We start from the raw sequence: 15,657 nt of genomic DNA on the forward strand, positions 1-15,657 counted from the left end.
CCGGCCGGGATCAGCCGATGCCCTGCCGGTCGGGCACGAGGGCGAACTCCCGCTCCGCCGCGTCCGGCACCGCACGCGTCACGGCCTGCGCCAGCAGTGCGCGGTGCCGCTCCAGCGGCTCCCGCCGCGCCTCGGGGGCGAGCGCCCACAGGTCGTCCAGGCCCGCCATCAGCCGCCGGGTGACCTGGGGACTGCCGGTCGCGCACCGCCGGACCTCGGTCAGCCCGAGGTCCACCAGGTCCGTCCAGCCCGGCAGGTCCTGCACCAGCCGCACCGTCCCCGCGCGGTCGCAGTGGCACAGGGCCCCGAGCGGGCGCCGCGCGACCGCGGCCAGGAACTGCACGATCCGGTCCAGGCACTGCACGGCCGTCGTCGGGTCGTTCACCGCGGGCGACAAGGCGCGCTGGGCGATGTCGGACAGCTGCCGCAGCCCGAACCCGATGTCCTGGTGGAACGTCCGCTCCACCCCCACGGACACCGTGTACCGCAGGGCCCGCGCCGGGGGCGCCTTGCCGGCGCCGTGCACCGCGAGCACCGGCGTCCCCGGCACGACGTAGTCCCCGATGCGCGGGATCAGCCGCAGCACCACCCCGTGCCGCCGCGCCACCCGCACCAGCCGGGCGATGTGCACGTCCCGCAGCACGCCGGCCCGGCCGCGGTGGACGATCTCGGGCCCGGCGGGCGGCAGCGGGGCCGTGCCGCCGCCCCGGGCGTGCTTGTCCAGCACCCGCAGCGACTCCCGGATGATCCGGTCGATGACATGGCTGACCCGCATCAGCCGCAGCGTGGAGTTCACATAGGCGATGAACAGCCCCAGGCTCACCAGCACCAGCAGCACGCACACGATGCTGGAGAAGACCGGCACCGTGGTGACCTTCCGCGGATCGTCCTCCCCCTCGTACGAGGCCTGCACCAGCAGCGCGAACAGGAAGGTCGCCAGGAAGACGGCGAAGGCGCACTTGGTGATCCGGCTGCGCACATAGAGCCGGACGACGCGCGGCGTGAACTGGCCGCTGGCCATCTGGAGCGCGACCAGCGAGATCGAGAAGACCACGCCGACGAAGGTGAGCATCGCCGAGCCGGCCGTCGAGACGATCGTCCGCATATCGTTGGCGATCTTGATGAGCGAGGCGACGGTGTCGTAGTCCCCGTCCTCCTGCAGCAGCCGGACGAACAGCTCGTCCACCGCCAGCACCCCCACCGCCCCCACCACGGCCCCCACCAGCCCCAGCGTCGGCGTGAACCAGAACGTGTCCCGCAGATGCTCCCGCAACGGGGACAGCGGACGGGGAACACGCCTGGTGGGAGCGGGTACGGGACCCTCGGCCGGGGCCTCCGGGACGGTCGATGCAGGGGAATGTCCGTCATTGCCCATAATCGGACCTTATGTCCAGAGGGAAATGCCTGGTGAAAGGCGCTCCGAAACCTTGATAGAGTTATCCATGTCGCCGCGGGGAACACCCCGCAGAGACAGACACCTGGTCCGGGTGGCGGAATGGCAGACGCGCTAGCTTGAGGTGCTAGTGCCCTTTATCGGGCGTGGGGGTTCAAGTCCCCCCTCGGACACCAGCAGAGACCCCAGTTCATCTGGGGTCTTTCTGTTTTTTCGGCCCACGGCGTGACCAGTGGGTGACCAACGGGCCCGGTGGATCGTCGATCCGCCGGGCCCGCCCCGTGCCTCAGGCCGTGCGCACCAGCATCCGGGCCGGGCCGTGGAAGACCAGGTCGTCGGCGTAGCGGACCGGGCCGTCCGGGTCCTGGGCCAGGCGTAGGCCGGGGAGGTCGAGGAGGGCGGCGAGGCCGGTCTCGGCCTCGGCGCGGGCCAGGGGGGCGCCGACGCAGTAGTGCAGGCCGAGGCCGAAGCCGCAGTGGCGGCGGGCGTCGCGGCGGACGTCGAGGCGGTCGGGGTGCGGGAAGCGGCGGGGGTCGCGGTTGGCGGAGCCGAGGACGAGGGTGACCTTGGCGCCGCGGGGGATGCGGCGGCCGCCGATCTCGCCGTCCTCGTGGGCGATGCGGCTGATCATCTGGACGGGGGAGTCGTAGCGGACGAGCTCCTCGACCGCCTCCGGGAGGAGTTGGGGGCGGGCGCGCAGCAGGCCGAGTTGGTAGGGGTGGGCGAGGAGGGCCAGGAGGGACTTGGTGAGGAGGTTGGTGGTGGTCTCGTGGCCGGCGGTGAGGAGGTGGATGCAGGTGCCGACCAGTACGTCGTCGTCCAGGGTGGGGTCGGGGGATGCCGCGTGGAGCATCAGGTCGATCAGGTCGGGTTCACCGGAGGACGGGGCGGGTGTCGTCCTGCGGCGGGACAGTTCTGCGCGGAAGTAGGCGTCGAGTTCGCCGGCGGCCGCGTCGGCCACCGCGTAGGCGTCGGGGCGGCGGGCGGCCCGGGCGCTGGTGGCCTGTTGGAGGTCGACGGCGCGGGCCCGGAACCAGGGGCGGTCGTCGGCGCGGATGCCGAGCAGTTCGCTGATGACCAGGATGGGGAAGGGTGCCGCGAAGCGGTCCACGAGGTCGGCCTGTGCCTCCTCGGCCAGCGCGGCCGTCAGCCGTGCGGCGATCTCCCGGATGCGCGGCCGTAGTTGGTCCACCACGCGCGGGGTGAAGCTCCGGGCGACCAGGGCGCGGATCCTGGTGTGGCGCGGGGGGTCCATGAAGACCATCCAGTTGGCGGCGGTGCGGCGGAGGTGCGGACAGCTCGCGGGCAGGGGTGCGGGCAGTGCGCCCCTGCCGTAGCGGCGGTCGGCGAGGACGCGGGCCACGTCGTCGTGGCGGAAGACGTACCAGCCGGTGTCCGTCTCGTGTACGGGGTCGTCTTCCCGGTAGTGGTGGTAGAGGGGGTACGGGTCGGGGAGGTGGACGTCGGAGGTACGGAAGGGGCCGAGGGTGCTCATGGGTTCCTCCACGGGTGGGTGGCCGGGCTCATCGCGCGCCCCGCACCGTGTCCGCCAGCAGCACCGGGTCCAGCGGCGGCCGCGTCCCGCGCCAGGTGACGTGCCCGTCGGGGCGGACCAGGACGTACGGCCGTCCGTACAGCCGGGCGGCCGTGCGGTCGGGGCAGCGGGTGACGTGGAGCGGGACGCCCCGGTGGGCGAAAGCGCTGGTGACGGGGGTCATGGGCGCCGGGTCGGCGAAGCACAGCAGCCGGAAGGCGGGGCCGAAGAGGTCGAGGGTGGAGGTGCCGTCGGCCAGGCGGGCGTGCGGGGCGCGGGCGCCGGGCAGGGCCCGGGTGCGCCAGGTCCCGTCGTCGCCGTCGGGGTCGCCGACGATCAGCGGGGAGGCGTAGCGGAAGCCGAGGTGGGCGTCCGGGGCGTCGAACTCGGCGCGCACGCCCTCGCGTTCGAGCTGCTCGGCCAGGGCCGCGCGGGCCCGGGCCCCCGCCGTGTCGTCCCGCAGGATCTCCTCGGGCAGGGTGCGGTCCAGGGTGCGCCGCAGATGGGTGTGGGCCTCGGCGAGGCTGCGGCCGGCGACCGGGCGGCGTTCGGCGGTGTAGCTGTCGAGCAGGGCGGGGCCTGCCCAGCCGGCGAGCTCCGCGGCGAGCTTCCAGCCGAGGTCGGCGGCGTCGCAGATGCCGGTGTTCATGCCGAAGCCGCCGGACGGCGAGAGGGTGTGCGCGGAGTCCCCGGCGAGCAGCACCCTCCCGGCGCGGTAGTCGTCGGCGACCCGGTGGGTCAGGTGCCAGACGTGTTCGGAGACCAGCTCCAGCGGGGTGTCCGGGGCGACGGCGGTGCGCAGCAGCGTCATCGCGTCCAGGTGCCGCTCCGCCTCCGCGGTGACGGTCAGCCGGTACAGCTCGTCGCCGTCCATCGACCGCAGGGGGTAGCGCAGGGCGGGCGGCCGGACGAGGAAGTGCACCAGGGCCCGGCGCGGGCCCAGCAGTTCCCCCAGTTTCGGTGCGCGGAAGAGGATGTTGCGGAAGGTGCGGGTGCGGTGGAAGGGCGGGGCGGGGATGCCGAGCGCCTTGCGGACGGGGGAGAAGGCGCCGTCGCAGCCGACGAGCCAGCGGGCGCGCAGCTGAAGGGGGGTGCCGTCGGCGAGGCGGGTGGCCGTGGCGGTGACGCCGTCGTCGTCCTGGACGAACCCGTCGAGGCGGCAGCCCAGGTGCAGCGGGCCGGCGGGGTGCGCGCCGAGCTCGTGGACGAGCAGGGGGATCAGCCAGTGCTGCGGGCAGACCTGTTCGGGCTCGGGCGTCCACGGCGGCTCCGGGCGGGAGTCGGCCGTGCCCATCCGCAGCCGGTGGATCTCGTGGCCGCCGACGGCCGTGATCCAGGCGACGTCCAGCGGGTGGTCGCCGGGCCAGCCCGCGGAACGGATCGCGCCGGCGACGCCCCAGCGCCGGAACAGCTCCATCGAACGGGGGCCCACGGTACCGACCTTGGGGTGGCCGATCCGCCCGTCGCCCGCCTCCAGCAGCAGGAACGGTACGCCCCGGTATCTCAGGTCGAGGGCCAGGGCCAGGCCCACCGGCCCGCCGCCGACGATCAGTACGTCCGTCTCCCATGTCTCCCGTGGGGTCATCCGCCGTCCTCCCTCATGCTCGGCGCTCCTCGTGACCGAAGGCGTCGGCGTAGAACGCCGCCATGTCGGCGACCTGTTCGGGCACCGGCGCGCAGGCGCGCGCCGCGTCGGCCAGATGCGCGCAGCGCAGCGCGAGCGCGCGGCGCGCCACGTCCGGGCGCGGTACGGGCGCGGGCACGGCGTCCAGCTCGAAGGTGGGGCCCGCGGTGCGGCCGCGCCGGCCCGAGTCCATGGTGACCAGCAGCTCGGCGAGCGGGCGCATCATGCCCGTCATGATGTCGATGGAGGCGTTCATCAGCTTCGAGCGGCGCAGGCTGGTGTCGGGCCCGGTGCCGAAGTGCTGGACCATCAGGTGCAGCGACAGCGCGTAGGAGCGGTTGAAGAGCCGGGCGACCTCGCGCGCCGCCGGGTCCGTGACCGGGTCCTTGGCCGCGTCGCCCGTGCCCAGCGTGGGGTTGCGCAGCACCGGGTACGCCGGTTCCCAGGGCAGTTGCCGCCCGTGCGGGCCGGGGACGCGCTCGGTGGTGAGGAGTTCGCCGATGCGCAGGAACGTCTCGAAGTGCGAGGTGTCGGAGGGCGCGGCGGCGCCGAGCACCCCGCCCTCGCCCTGTTCGGTGATGAAGTCGACGGCGAACAGGGCGCTGGAGAGGTCGTCCACCTCCAACTGGTAGTCGGGGTGGGCGGTGTTGACGGACTCCCGCATGAAGACGTGGTGTTCGCCGCCGCCGCGCCCCTTGTCCACCAGGAAGAGCCCGGGGACGGTCCGCAGCCCCTCGCGGACGGCCGCGTACAGCTCGCTGACCGATCCCCACCCCGCGGTGCCGGGCGTGCCGTCGCGCGGTGCGTCGCCCTCGCGGCGGAGCTCCGGGGTGAGCGCGGCGGGCTGTTCGACGGCGATGTACCGCTGGACGCTGCCGATGCCCAGTCCCTCCAGGGCGAAGTCGAGAGGGACGGGCAACTGCCCGTTCAGCGTGCCGAAGTCGATCGCCGGGACGTGGAAGGGCTCGCCCGTGGCCAGGAGGATGTTGTTGACCAGCAGGAAGTGGATCATCTCCTCGCGGGCGACGTTCAGCAGGGCGCCGCGGATCCCGTCGTCGAGCGTCGCCCCGCCCCGGCCGCAGGCCAGCTCCAGCTGCCGGGGCGTCCAGCGCCCGGCGCGCACATAGGCCAGCCCCGCGCCGTGGGTGGGCACCGAGAAGGCCGCGTACAAGTACTGGAGCATCACGGCCAGTTCCAGGGTGGCCGCCTGCCGCAGGACGGTGTGCAGCCGGCCCCGGGTGGTGATCGGGGGCGGCGCGGCGGGGGACGCGTGCACCGGCAGCGGCGGGCGCGCGAGCGCCTGCCGGTTGCGCAGATAGGCGAGCAGGAGGCGGGCCTTGGGGTCGGTGAGGTCGCGGGTGGGCGGCATGTAGTACGTGCGGTCCTTGTTGCGGGGGTCGCACATCTGCCAGGCGAGTTCGGCATAGGTCTCGACCTTGCAGCGGTCGGCGAGGCTGAAGACCTCGGAGCGCATAAAGGTGGAGGTCTGCTCGTAGTAGGCGAAGACCTCCCGGTGGAGGAGGTCGAAGTCGACCTTCTCGCGCGGGATCCGGTCCAGGTGCCAGTCGTCGGGCAGCACGCGGACGGCCAGCGCGCCGACGCCCGCCCAGTGGCCCAGCGCGTCCTCGTCGTCGAAGGAGGCCCGGGCCGAGCCGGGGGCGCGGGGGTCGGTGCAGGGGGCGTCCGCCGGGCCCGCGGAGAGCAGGACCCGGCAGGTGCCCGCCCGTTCGCCGCGCAGCACGAGCACGCCGTGCCCCCGCTCGTCGGTGGTGAGCGCGCACTCCGGCGCGTACGCCTCGCCGTCCGGCGTGCGCACCCCGAGGACGACGGCGTCCCCGCAGCGGGCGCCGGGCGCGCCCGCCACCGGATCGGCGGGCAGCGCACGGGGGTTGTGGTACTGGCGGACGCGCACCCCGACGGCCGCCGGGCGCCCGCGCACGAAGGAGCGCAGGGGTACACGCACGGCGTGGTCCTCGCTCCGGGCGCGGTCGCGGTGGTGGAGCACCACCAGCGCGTCGTCGGACTGGACGACCGCCTCCCGCTCGGTGAGCAGCGTCTCCGGGCGGCCGTCGGCACCGGTCCGGGTCAGGCACAGCGCCGCGTCACCCGCGGCCCGCCAGCCGGGCGCGGGGACGGTGACGACGCCGCAGGTCGCGTCCGACGGATACGCGCCGGCGGGAATGCGGGCGACCAATGCGCCGTCGGTGGTGCGCAGTTCCAGCGGGCCCAGGTCGAGCGGCGGGCCGAGCCGGTGCAGCGGCCCCGGACCGGCCTGCGCCGCACGGCCGGTGACCGGCACCGCGGTGATCATGTCGAGGGCCGCACGGCCCTCCCGGACGTCCGCGGTGAGATGGCGCAGCGGGGAGCCGGGGACCGGGACGAGGAGCCGGCCGGCCGGGTAGGTGCGCAACTCCCCGTCGTGCCAGGGCGCTACGGTGCCCCGTACGCGCCACCGGCCGGGGGTGTCGGGAACCGTCGGGGACGCCATGTTGTCCAGCGCGAGGCGGACGACGATCCCGTCCGCCCCGTCCTCCACCGCGGCGCGCAGGGCGCCGGCGGTGGGGGACCGGATCCCGTCGAGCCACTCGGCGTCGGCGCGTGGGACCACGAACTGGTGGACGGCGCTGTAGCCCAGCCAGTCGGCGAGGGCGTGTTCACCGGTCCCGCCGGTCTCACCGGTCTCACTGGTCCCATCGGTCCCGCCGGTGTCCATGACGCGGGCGAAGGACGTCCAGCGCGGCGGCTGGAAGCCGGTGACGCCACCGGTGAACAGATAGCCGTCGTCGTGCGAGCGGCCGAGCCTGCCGAAGCAGAAGCGGCCGCACATCAGCGCCATGGTCCACCGCGAGGCCGGGTCCAGGTCGAAGACCCGGGCCCGGTTGACGGTGGTGCGCAGATAGGGGTTGTAGTGGCCCCAGACGTCGACGCTGCGGCCGACGAGCGGGTCGGCGGCGTCCGTCCGCCCGTCCGGGCCCTCGACGGCGGTGATCCGGGCGTCGAGCAGGAAGTGCCCGTTGCCGTCGAAGTTCCAGCCCATGGGCGCGCTGAACTCCCCGTCGGCGCACGGCCGTCCGGCGCCGTCGAAGCGCGGGCCGCGCCGGTGCAGCCAGGCGTGGTACTCGGCGGCCGGCCGGTCGGCGGGGAACGGCACGGGGACGGGACCGTCGTCGGTGAGGGCGGTGTTGGTCGCGAGGTCGTTGAGCCCGCTGCGCGGCCCGGTGGGCAGCCGGGTCGTCGCCACGCCCGCGAAGTGCAGCCGGGGCAGGTCGAAGACGCTCATCCGACGACCTCCTCCGTGCGGCCGCGCCCGTCCGGTATCCGCACCGGGCGCCGGCCCGGGACGTAGTGGACGAGCGCGTTGACGGCGTCGAGCGCGGAGCCGATCGCGCCCTCGATCCAGGCGGGCGCGGCCGAGCAGTGCTCGCCCGCGAAGAACAGCCGGCCCACCGGGCGGGCCGCGCGCCGCCGCTCCTCCTCGCACTGGGCGGCCGACTTGCCCCAGCGGGTGGCGCAGCCGACGGACCGGCGGGAGCTGCCCCAGGCGGCGCTGGTGGCGCCCAGCACCATGCCGGGGGTGCGCAACTGCGGGTGCATGGAGGCGAGTTCGTCGAGGACGACGCGGTGCCGCCGGCGGGCCGGCAGCCGGCCGAGCCGCTCGGCCTCGTCACCGATGGTGTAACTGGCCAGCAGCGCGGCCCCGCGCCCCGGTGCTCCGTCCACGGGCGGGTAGTACGTCTGGCGGATCAGCCCTCCGGTGAACGACGCACCGCCGCGGATGCCCTCGTCGTGCCAGAAGGGCTCCCGGCAGTGGAGGGCGACCTTCGTCGCCGGGCAGTAGACGACATCGTCCAGGACCGCGCGCTTGTCGTCGTCGAGACCGCGCAGGCGCATCGTCCGCAGGGCCGGGAAGGGCACGGTGCACACGGCGAAATCGGCTCGCCGGAGGGTCGTGCGGACGCCGTGGCCGACCCTCACCAGCACCTCGTCGTCCCGCACGCCGATGCCGGTGACGTGCCGCCCGCACAGGATCCGGCCCTTCAGCCGGGCGGCGAGCCGGCCGGGGAGCTGGTCCATGCCGCCGTCCAGGCGCAGCAGCGCCGGGCTGGTCTCGGTGAGGATGTCGTCGAGGAAGCTGTTGAGGCGTCCGCTGCACCCGGAGCGGATGTCGGGGTGGGCGGAGAACAGCGAGTGCAGGTCGATCCGGGCCCGGGCGGCGCCGCGCAGGTGCGGCGCGGGGTCGATCCGCGCGACCAGGTCCAGCAGCTGGTGGCGCAGGTCCGCGCGGAGCGCCTCGCGGAGGTCGGGCGGGGCGATGGCGTCGACGATGGCGGTCAGCCAGGCGCCGAAGACCACGACGGGGTCCTGTCCGCCGGGCCCGGGGTCCCGGGGGGCGAGGTCCGCGCGGAAGCCGGCGCACAGCGGGCCGGAGGCGTCGCGGATGCGTACGAAACCGCCGTCGGTGTGCAGGAAGGCGTTCTCCTCGGAGAGCAGGGTGCTGAAGGTGCGCAGTTTTCCGGTGAGCCCCATGCGGTCGATGTATTCCAGGGTGAGGCGGTGCCGGTCGGGAATGCGCATGGCGCCGAGTTCGACGGACGGGGCGCCCGGGCCGGTGCCGAAACGGTGGGTGCGGATGCGGCCGCCGATGCGGGAGTCGGCCTCGATTATGTCCACGCGGAACTGCCGTCGCTCCAGTTCGTAGGCCGCGGTGAGGCCCGCTATGCCGGCGCCGATGACCAGGACGTACGGCCGTTTCTGTTCGATTCGGTCGAATTCGTGTGCATGCCAAAATTCCGGTGTGCCGGACATTGAGTTTCCCCCCGTAAATGTTCGGCTATTTCCCGTTTGCGACTCCAAGGAATGGCATGCGGTTCCTCGGGGCGCAACGCTTTTTCCGGACAAGCGGGGATTCTGTGCCTACCGGCAGGTCACGGGGAAACGGCGTAGGGGAATTACGCCGGGCACATGCGCGGAAAGGGCATCCGTGGACCGCCAGGGACAATCCGGACCGCGCGGCGCCCCTACGGCGGAAGGACCGCCCCGGCCCCGCCGTCCGCTCATCCCTCCGCAGTACTCCATCGGCAGTAGGACCGAGTCCGTACCCGGGGACGACGACGCGGCGGGCGGGACGAGGCATGGTGGAAGGTATGGACGACGACCGTACGGACCGCCCGGAACGCAGAGGCGCCCCGTGAGCTCACTGGCGCTCTCGGTGCTGCTCTGCCTGGTGTCCGCCGTCTGCTACGCGGCCGCGGCCATCGTGCAGGAGCGGGTCGCCGCCGCGGCTCCCGACGGCGGCGGGGTGTACGGGCCGCTGCGCAGCGCCCCCTGGTGGGGGGCCGTGGCGCTCACCGGCCTGGGCGCCGGACTGCACGTCCTGGCGCTGGCCTGGGGCCCCCTGAGCCTGGTGCAGCCGATGGGCGCGCTCACCATCGTCTTCGCCCTCCCGATGGCCGCCCTCTTCGCCCGCCGGCCCGTCGGCGCGGCCGGCCTGCGCGGGGCCCTGCTCGCCACCGGCGGCCTCGCCGGGCTGCTCGCCCTGACCGGGCCGCCCCGCACCGAGTCCCTCTCCGCCGCCGAACGCCCCGTGCTCGCCGGTGCGGTGCTCGCCGGCGTCGCCCTGCTGATGCTCGGCGCCCGGCGGGCGCGCCGCCCTGTGGTGCGCGGCGTCGCCCTGGCCACCGCGGCCGGTGCCGCCTTCGGCATGGCGTCGGTCTTCACCAAGGCCGCGGCGGAGGACCTGGCCCACGGCCTCGGTGCGGGCGTGCTGGTGCCCACCCTGGCCGTCATCGCGGTGCTCGCCTCCGCGGGCATGCTGCTCTCCCAGTCCTCCTACCGCGGCGCGGGCCTGGCCGCCCCCCTGGCGACGGTCACCGTCGTCAACCCCGTCGTGGCCGCGGCGGTCGGCGTCGCCGTGCTCGGCGAGGACTTCCTGTACGGGCTGCCGGGCGGGGTGCTGGCGGGGCTGGCGGGCGCCGTCGCGGCGACGGGGGTGGTCCTGCTGACCTTCCGCGGGGTGAGTGTGCCGGAGGGGGTGGGGCGGGTGCCTGTGGCTCGGGATGGGGCGGGTTCGGACTCGGCCCCGGCCCCGGCCGCGGATCCGGAGCCGGACCCGGCTCCGGGCGTGCGGCCGCGGCCGCGGATCCGGCCGGGGGTGCGACCGCGGGGGCGGTGCCTGGTGCCGGCGGGGCGGGCGGAGGGGGAGGAGGGGCAGGGGTGAGGGGTGGTTTTGCCCCGGTCCCGCCCTTTCACCGTTTCTTCCGGGGCTGCGCCCCTCGCCCCCGCAATGCGGCTGCGCCGCATTGTCCTCAAACGCCGGACGGGCTGAGTTCGCGCCCGGGCGCGGAAACCAGCCCGTCCGGCGTTTGAGGACTTCGCCCGAAGGGCGAATGGGGGTCCGGGGGTCTCCCCCGGAAGAAACGGTGAAAGGGCGGGCCAGGGGCAAACACCCCCCACCCCCACGCCCCATGGTGCCCCGCAGCCCACCACGCCACCATGGTGTCGCGGCCGCGTCAAAGACGACGGGCCGTCAACTACCGGAGCGAGGAGCCCCCGTGGACTTCGACGTCGTCGTGGAAATCCCGCAAGGCAGCCGCAACAAGTACGAGATGGACCACGCGCTCGGCCGCATCCGGCTGGACCGGCTGCTCTTCACCTCCACCCGCTACCCGGCCGACTACGGCTACATCGACGGAACGCTCGGCGCCGACGGCGAGCCGCTGGACGCCCTCGTCCTCTCCGGCGAGGCCACCTTCCCCGGCGTGGTGATCCGCTGCCGGGCGATCGGGATGTTCCGCATGCGCGACGAGGCGGGCGAGGACGCCAAGGTCCTCTGCGTCCCCGCCGGGGACCCGCGCCACGAGCACCTGCGCGACCTGCGCCACCTCCCGCAGTTCGACCGGCTGGAGATCCAGCACTTCTTCGAGGTGTACAAGGAGTTGGAGCCCGGGAAGTCCGTCGACGGCGCCTGCTGGGCCGACCGCGCCGCCGCCGAGGAGGAGATCGCCGCGTCCCGGGCGAGGGCCCGCACCTGATAAAGAAAGACCATGGTCTCCGCCCGCGCCCCGCGCGCGTACCTCCCGGCCGTCGCCCTCGCGTTCGCCGTTCTCCAACTGTGCTACGCGGTCGCGCACATGGACCTCGGCTGGGACGAGACCGTCTACCTCTCGCAGACCGATCCCCACCGCCCCGCCGCCTTCTTCAGCGCCCCCAGGTCGCGCGGCATCAGCCTCCTCGTCGCGCCCGTCGTCGACGTCACCCCCTCGGTGGCGGCGCTGCGCGTGACGCTCGTCCTGCTGTCCTCGGCCGCGCTGTTCGCCGCGTACCGGGTGTGGGAGCCGCTGCTCTCCCGGGGCCGCGCCGCCCTCGCGGCCCTGCTGTTCTGCACGCTGTGGACCACCGTGCTCTACGGCCCGCAGGCGATGCCCAACCTCTGGGTGGCGCTCGCCGCGGTCGCGGCCGTCGGCTGGTTCCTGCGCGCCCGGCGGGAGCCCGGCCGCGCCGCGGCGCTCACCTGGCTCACCGGCACCCTCGCCGCCGCCACCCTCTTCCGTGCGCACGACGGCGTCTGGCTCGCCCTGCCGATGCTGGCCGCCTGCGCGGCGGTGCGGGAGTGGCGGCGGCCCGGCACCGTCGCCGCCGTCCTCGGCGGGCCCGCCCTGGGCGGCGCCCAGTGGGCGGCCGAGGCGTACGCGCGGTTCGGCGGCATCGGCCCCCGGCTCCGCGTCGCCGGCGACACCGAGGGCGGCATGGGCGCCCACCTCGGCGGCGGGCTGCGGGCCGCCTACCGCAGCCTCGACGGGCCTCAGCTCTGCCGCCCCTGCCACATCGCCGCCCCGCCGATCGCCCACACGCTGTGGTGGCTGCTGCTCCCCGCGCTCGCCGCCGTCGCCTGCGTCCTCGCCGCCCGCCGCCGCACCGGCGCGGCCACCGTCCATCTCCCCGTCGCCTGTGCGCTCCTGCTCGCCCTCCCGTACCTCCTGCTGCTCGACTACGCGGCCCCGCGCTTCCTGCTGCCCGCCTACGCCCTCCTCGCGCTGCCCGTCGCCGACCTCGCCGTCCGCGCCGTACGGACGGCCCGGCCGTCCGTCCCCCGCCGCGCCGTCGCCCTGCTGCTGTGCGCCGCCTTCGCCGGCCACCTCGCCGTCCAGGCGAAGGAACTGCGGGCGAACACGGCGGACGCCCGGGACACCACCGTGCGCTACCGCCGCGCCGCCCGGGAGCTCGGCCGCCTCGGGCTGGCCGCCCCCTGCCTGGTCACCGGGCCGCGCGCGCAGCCCGTCGGCTACGAGGCGGGCTGCGCCTCGGCCCAGACCATGGGCAACAACCGCTCCGCCACCACCGCCGACATCGTCCGGGCCGCCGCGTCCGAGCCCGTCGCCCTGCTCTACGACCCCGGCGACCCCTATCTGCCGCCGTACGCCCGTAACTGGAGACCCCACCGTCTCCCGGGCACCGACTGGCTCGCGTACATCCCCCGCACGCCCTTCAAGGACAAACCCTGAACTCCCTTCCGACCGGTCGGTATTCAGATCTGCCGCAACAGCGCCTCGACATCGCCGTCCAGATCCAGGAAGCCGGTCTCACCGCCCACCGGCACCAGCGCGTACGAGCGGGCGAGGAAGCCGCGCAGCTCCTCGGTGTCGATCTGGATCATCGCGACTCCCTCGGGGGCGTGGAACTCCAGGACCGTGCGGTCCGGGCCGCACGGCCACACCCGGACGTCGCCGCCGCCCGAGGGCGACAGCAGCCCGCCGGCCAGCAGTTCGCGCGCGAACGCCCACTCGACCTCGGCGCCGTCGAGCGAGGCGGCCGGGGGGAAGGCGATGTGCACGGCGAAGGGGTCGGCGCGCTCGTAGCGCAGATGGGCGGGGATCGGGCGGGGGCGGGGGGAGGACGCGATGAGCTGCGCCTGGACGGCCTGGTCGATGACAGGGGACAACGCCTGCTCCCTTGCGGTTGGTTGCCGACGGGCGGTGGGACCCGGGGCTCTACGCAGTGGGAGACGGCGGATCGACGGCCTCAGTGCAGGAATTGGGAGTGATATGCGTCACGGCCCTTGGGAAAACCCGGCATTCGGCCTCTGTGCCTATGGATGTGAAGCAAACACGCCAAGTGCCAAGGGTTTATGGCATAGCCGTCTTAGGTGCCCCGCCGCCGCGCCCACCCCTCCCGTCCGAAGGGGCTCCCTCCCCAACGCCCGCCCCGCACCGCACAGTTCCGCCGCTCCTTCAGTGCACCGGCAGCACCGCCAGCACCTCCCATCCCCCCGGCACCGGTCCCGCCGTCAGGGAGCCGCCGATCGCGTCCGCCCGTTCGGCGATCCCGACCAGTCCCAGCCCGCTCTCGCCCCCGGGGGCGCGCCGAGGCACGGCAGGCGCTTCGGCGCACTCGTCGCGCACCGACACGGACACCTGCCCCGCCGACCGCCGGAGCGAGACCGCGACCGCCCGCGCGCCGGGACAGTGCCGCGCCGAGTTCGCCAGCGCCTCGGCGACGATCCGGTGCACCGAGGCCGCCAGCCCCGGCACCGGCTCCGCGCCGAGATCCGGGTCCACCCACAGCTCCACCCGGGTGTCCGGGTGCGCGCGACGGAAGTCCTCGGCCAGCTCGCGCACCCGGTCCAGGCCGTGGAGCGGGGTGCGGTGCGGCCGGTCCTGGCCCAGGACCCGCAGCAGCCGGCGGGCCGTGGCCAGCGCCTCGTCGCCGGCGCGCTGGATGTCGCGCAACGGTGCGGCCGCCCTCTCGTCCGGCGTCACCGTACCGGCCGCCTTCGCCAGCAGCGTCATCGCGGCCACCTGATGGGCCACGAAATCGTGCAACTCGCCCGCCAGCCGCAGCCGTTCGGCCTCCCGGACGGCGGCCGCGGCCCTCGCCCGCTCCGCGTCCCGGCGCCGCGCGCCGCAGAACGCCGCTGTCAGAGGGGAGAGGCGCGGGCGCAGTCGGTTCATGGACCCATGCTGGGGGCCCGGTCACCGGCCCGGGATCGGCCGGTCGGCCAGAGCCCCCGGCCGAAAGGATGAAACTTGTACCACCGAACCGTCCGGCGTCAGGCCGGCGGCGGCCGCTCCTGGCGGTACGTCTCCAGGGCCGGCGCCGTCTTCGTCGGGACGAACTCGGTGATCGAGTACTCGCACACCCCCGCCACCGTGAACGGATCGCTCCGCGTGATCTCCTCGATCTTCTCCCGGTCCACGCCGGCCGCGAGGATCACCCCGCCGTCGCGCGGCACCTTCCGGCCGGAGGCCAGGAACAGCCCGGACGCGTAGTGCGCGTCCAGCCAGGCGACATGCTCCGCGTGCGCGGCTTCCACGCGCTCGAGGGGCGCGATGTAGGTCAGCTCCAGTACGAACATGATCGACAGGCTACGGGCCCGCCCCGTACCGTGGCCGCGTCATGAACCACACGTCCGATGAACTGCCCCCCGACTGGCCCACCACGGAGCGGCAGGCGCTCGCCGTCCAGCTCGACCTGCGCACGCGCGTCGTCCTGGACGAGCCGGGGCCGCCGCCCGGCGCGCCGCTCACCGCCGTCGGCGTCGACGTCGCCTACGACGACGAGCGGGACCTCGTCGCCGCGGCCGCCGTCGCGCTCGACGCGCGCACCCTCGACGTGGTGGCCGAGGCCACCGCCGTCGGCCGGGTCGCCTTCCCCTATGTGCCCGGCCTGCTCGCCTTCCGCGAGATCCCGGCCGTGCTCACCGCGCTGCGCCGCCTCGGCGCCGAGCCCGGCCTGGTGGTCTGCGACGGGTACGGGCTCGCCCACCCGCGCCGCTTCGGCCTCGCCGCCCATCTGGGCGTGCTGACCGGGCTGCCCACGATCGGCGTCGCCAAGAACCCCTTCACCTTCCACTACGCGCCGCCCGGCCCGGACCGGGGCGACGCCTCGCCGCTGCTGGACGGGGACGAGGAGGTGGGCCGGGCCCTGCGCACCCGGACCGGCGTCAAGCCGGTGTTCGTCTCCGTGGGCCACCGGGTGAGCCTGGACCGGGCCTGCGACCATGTCCTCGCCCTGGCCCGGGACTTCCGGCTGCCGGAGACGACGCGGCGGGCGGACGCACTGTGCCGACGGGCTCTGGCGGATGCGGTGACGGACGGGTAGGAACGGGCG

12 protein-coding genes and 1 tRNA gene are annotated in these 15,657 nt (G+C 74.6%); 5 read left to right on the top strand and 8 right to left on the bottom strand.

Translation table 11 applies throughout. From position 1 onward, the window contains the following. Positions 1–10: 10 nt before the first annotated feature. A complete protein-coding gene (locus AB8735_RS30150) occupies positions 11–1,375 on the bottom strand; it encodes a DUF2254 domain-containing protein (RefSeq protein WP_372410681.1) in 1,365 nt (454 codons plus the stop codon). A 106-nt stretch (positions 1,376–1,481) separates the two neighbouring features. On the opposite strand from AB8735_RS30150, the gene AB8735_RS30155 reads away from it, so the two are divergent. Beyond that, positions 1,482–1,569, top strand: a tRNA-Leu gene (locus AB8735_RS30155). A gap of 110 nt (positions 1,570–1,679) precedes the next feature. On the opposite strand, the gene AB8735_RS30160 is transcribed toward AB8735_RS30155, so the two are convergent. The 4 genes from AB8735_RS30160 to AB8735_RS30175 are packed head-to-tail and all read right to left on the bottom strand — an operon-like array spanning position 1,680 to position 9,357. Continuing rightward, positions 1,680–2,888: a cytochrome P450 gene (locus tag AB8735_RS30160; protein ID WP_372410683.1), complete on the bottom strand. Its 1,209-nt coding sequence runs from the start codon at positions 2,886–2,888 to the stop codon at positions 1,680–1,682. A 28-nt stretch (positions 2,889–2,916) separates the two neighbouring features. Beyond that, entirely contained in the window at positions 2,917–4,512 is a 1,596-nt protein-coding gene (locus tag AB8735_RS30165) for an FAD-dependent monooxygenase (protein WP_372410684.1), read from the bottom strand. A 13-nt stretch (positions 4,513–4,525) separates the two neighbouring features. Continuing rightward, positions 4,526–7,831, bottom strand: coding sequence for a ferritin-like domain-containing protein (locus tag AB8735_RS30170; protein WP_372410686.1), 3,306 nt, complete (start codon positions 7,829–7,831; stop codon positions 4,526–4,528). Next, entirely contained in the window at positions 7,828–9,357 is a 1,530-nt protein-coding gene (locus AB8735_RS30175) for a flavin monoamine oxidase family protein (protein WP_372410688.1), read from the bottom strand. Before AB8735_RS30175 ends, AB8735_RS30170 begins: the two co-directional genes overlap by 4 nt. A 382-nt stretch (positions 9,358–9,739) precedes the next feature. Between AB8735_RS30175 and AB8735_RS30180 the strand changes: the two genes are divergently transcribed. From AB8735_RS30180 to AB8735_RS30190, 3 genes are all read left to right on the top strand, one after another. Further along, positions 9,740–10,768: a DMT family transporter gene (locus AB8735_RS30180; RefSeq protein ID WP_372410689.1), complete on the top strand. Its 1,029-nt coding sequence runs from the start codon at positions 9,740–9,742 to the stop codon at positions 10,766–10,768. Between the two features lie 334 nt (positions 10,769–11,102). Beyond that, positions 11,103–11,582 (top strand): inorganic diphosphatase, encoded by a 480-nt coding sequence (locus tag AB8735_RS30185; protein WP_344025564.1) that lies wholly within the window; start codon positions 11,103–11,105, stop codon positions 11,580–11,582. Positions 11,583–11,594: 12 nt separating this feature from the next. Then, a complete protein-coding gene (locus AB8735_RS30190) occupies positions 11,595–13,052 on the top strand; it encodes a hypothetical protein (protein WP_372410690.1) in 1,458 nt (485 codons plus the stop codon). Between the two features lie 23 nt (positions 13,053–13,075). Here the strand turns inward: AB8735_RS30190 and AB8735_RS30195 are convergent, their stop codons facing one another. The 3 genes from AB8735_RS30195 to AB8735_RS30205 all read right to left on the bottom strand — a co-directional run bounded on the left by AB8735_RS30195 (position 13,076) and on the right by AB8735_RS30205 (position 14,902). Continuing rightward, positions 13,076–13,489 (bottom strand): SsgA family sporulation/cell division regulator, encoded by a 414-nt coding sequence (locus AB8735_RS30195; protein ID WP_344025568.1) that lies wholly within the window; start codon positions 13,487–13,489, stop codon positions 13,076–13,078. A 289-nt stretch (positions 13,490–13,778) separates the two neighbouring features. Next, the gene (locus AB8735_RS30200; RefSeq protein WP_372410691.1) at positions 13,779–14,498 is read right to left on the bottom strand and encodes a sensor histidine kinase; all 720 of its coding nucleotides are present in this window, start codon (positions 14,496–14,498) and stop codon (positions 13,779–13,781) included. Positions 14,499–14,596: 98 nt separating this feature from the next. Further along, positions 14,597–14,902 (bottom strand): YciI family protein, encoded by a 306-nt coding sequence (locus tag AB8735_RS30205; protein ID WP_344025572.1) that lies wholly within the window; start codon positions 14,900–14,902, stop codon positions 14,597–14,599. Positions 14,903–14,943: 41 nt separating this feature from the next. Here AB8735_RS30205 and AB8735_RS30210 point away from each other — a divergent pair, with 41 nt between their 5' ends. Continuing rightward, entirely contained in the window at positions 14,944–15,648 is a 705-nt protein-coding gene (locus AB8735_RS30210) for an endonuclease V (RefSeq protein ID WP_372410693.1), read from the top strand. Positions 15,649–15,657: the final 9 nt, after the last annotated feature.

It is taken from the genome of Streptomyces luteireticuli (assembly GCF_041519305.1).
GTDB classification, from domain to species: domain Bacteria; phylum Actinomycetota; class Actinomycetes; order Streptomycetales; family Streptomycetaceae; genus Streptomyces; species Streptomyces luteireticuli.

Coding starts and splice junctions, on each gene's coding strand:
- AB8735_RS30210 (WP_372410693.1), top strand. CDS start 14,944: ATGAACCACACGTCCGATGAACTGCCCCCCGACTGGCCCACCACGGAG.
- AB8735_RS30200 (WP_372410691.1), bottom strand. CDS start 14,498: ATGAACCGACTGCGCCCGCGCCTCTCCCCTCTGACAGCGGCGTTCTGC.
- AB8735_RS30170 (WP_372410686.1), bottom strand. CDS start 7,831: ATGAGCGTCTTCGACCTGCCCCGGCTGCACTTCGCGGGCGTGGCGACG.
- AB8735_RS30205 (WP_344025572.1), bottom strand. CDS start 14,902: ATGTTCGTACTGGAGCTGACCTACATCGCGCCCCTCGAGCGCGTGGAA.
- AB8735_RS30190 (WP_372410690.1), top strand. CDS start 11,595: ATGGTCTCCGCCCGCGCCCCGCGCGCGTACCTCCCGGCCGTCGCCCTC.
- AB8735_RS30165 (WP_372410684.1), bottom strand. CDS start 4,512: ATGACCCCACGGGAGACATGGGAGACGGACGTACTGATCGTCGGCGGC.
- AB8735_RS30160 (WP_372410683.1), bottom strand. CDS start 2,888: ATGAGCACCCTCGGCCCCTTCCGTACCTCCGACGTCCACCTCCCCGAC.
- AB8735_RS30150 (WP_372410681.1), bottom strand. CDS start 1,375: ATGGGCAATGACGGACATTCCCCTGCATCGACCGTCCCGGAGGCCCCG.
- AB8735_RS30175 (WP_372410688.1), bottom strand. CDS start 9,357: ATGTCCGGCACACCGGAATTTTGGCATGCACACGAATTCGACCGAATC.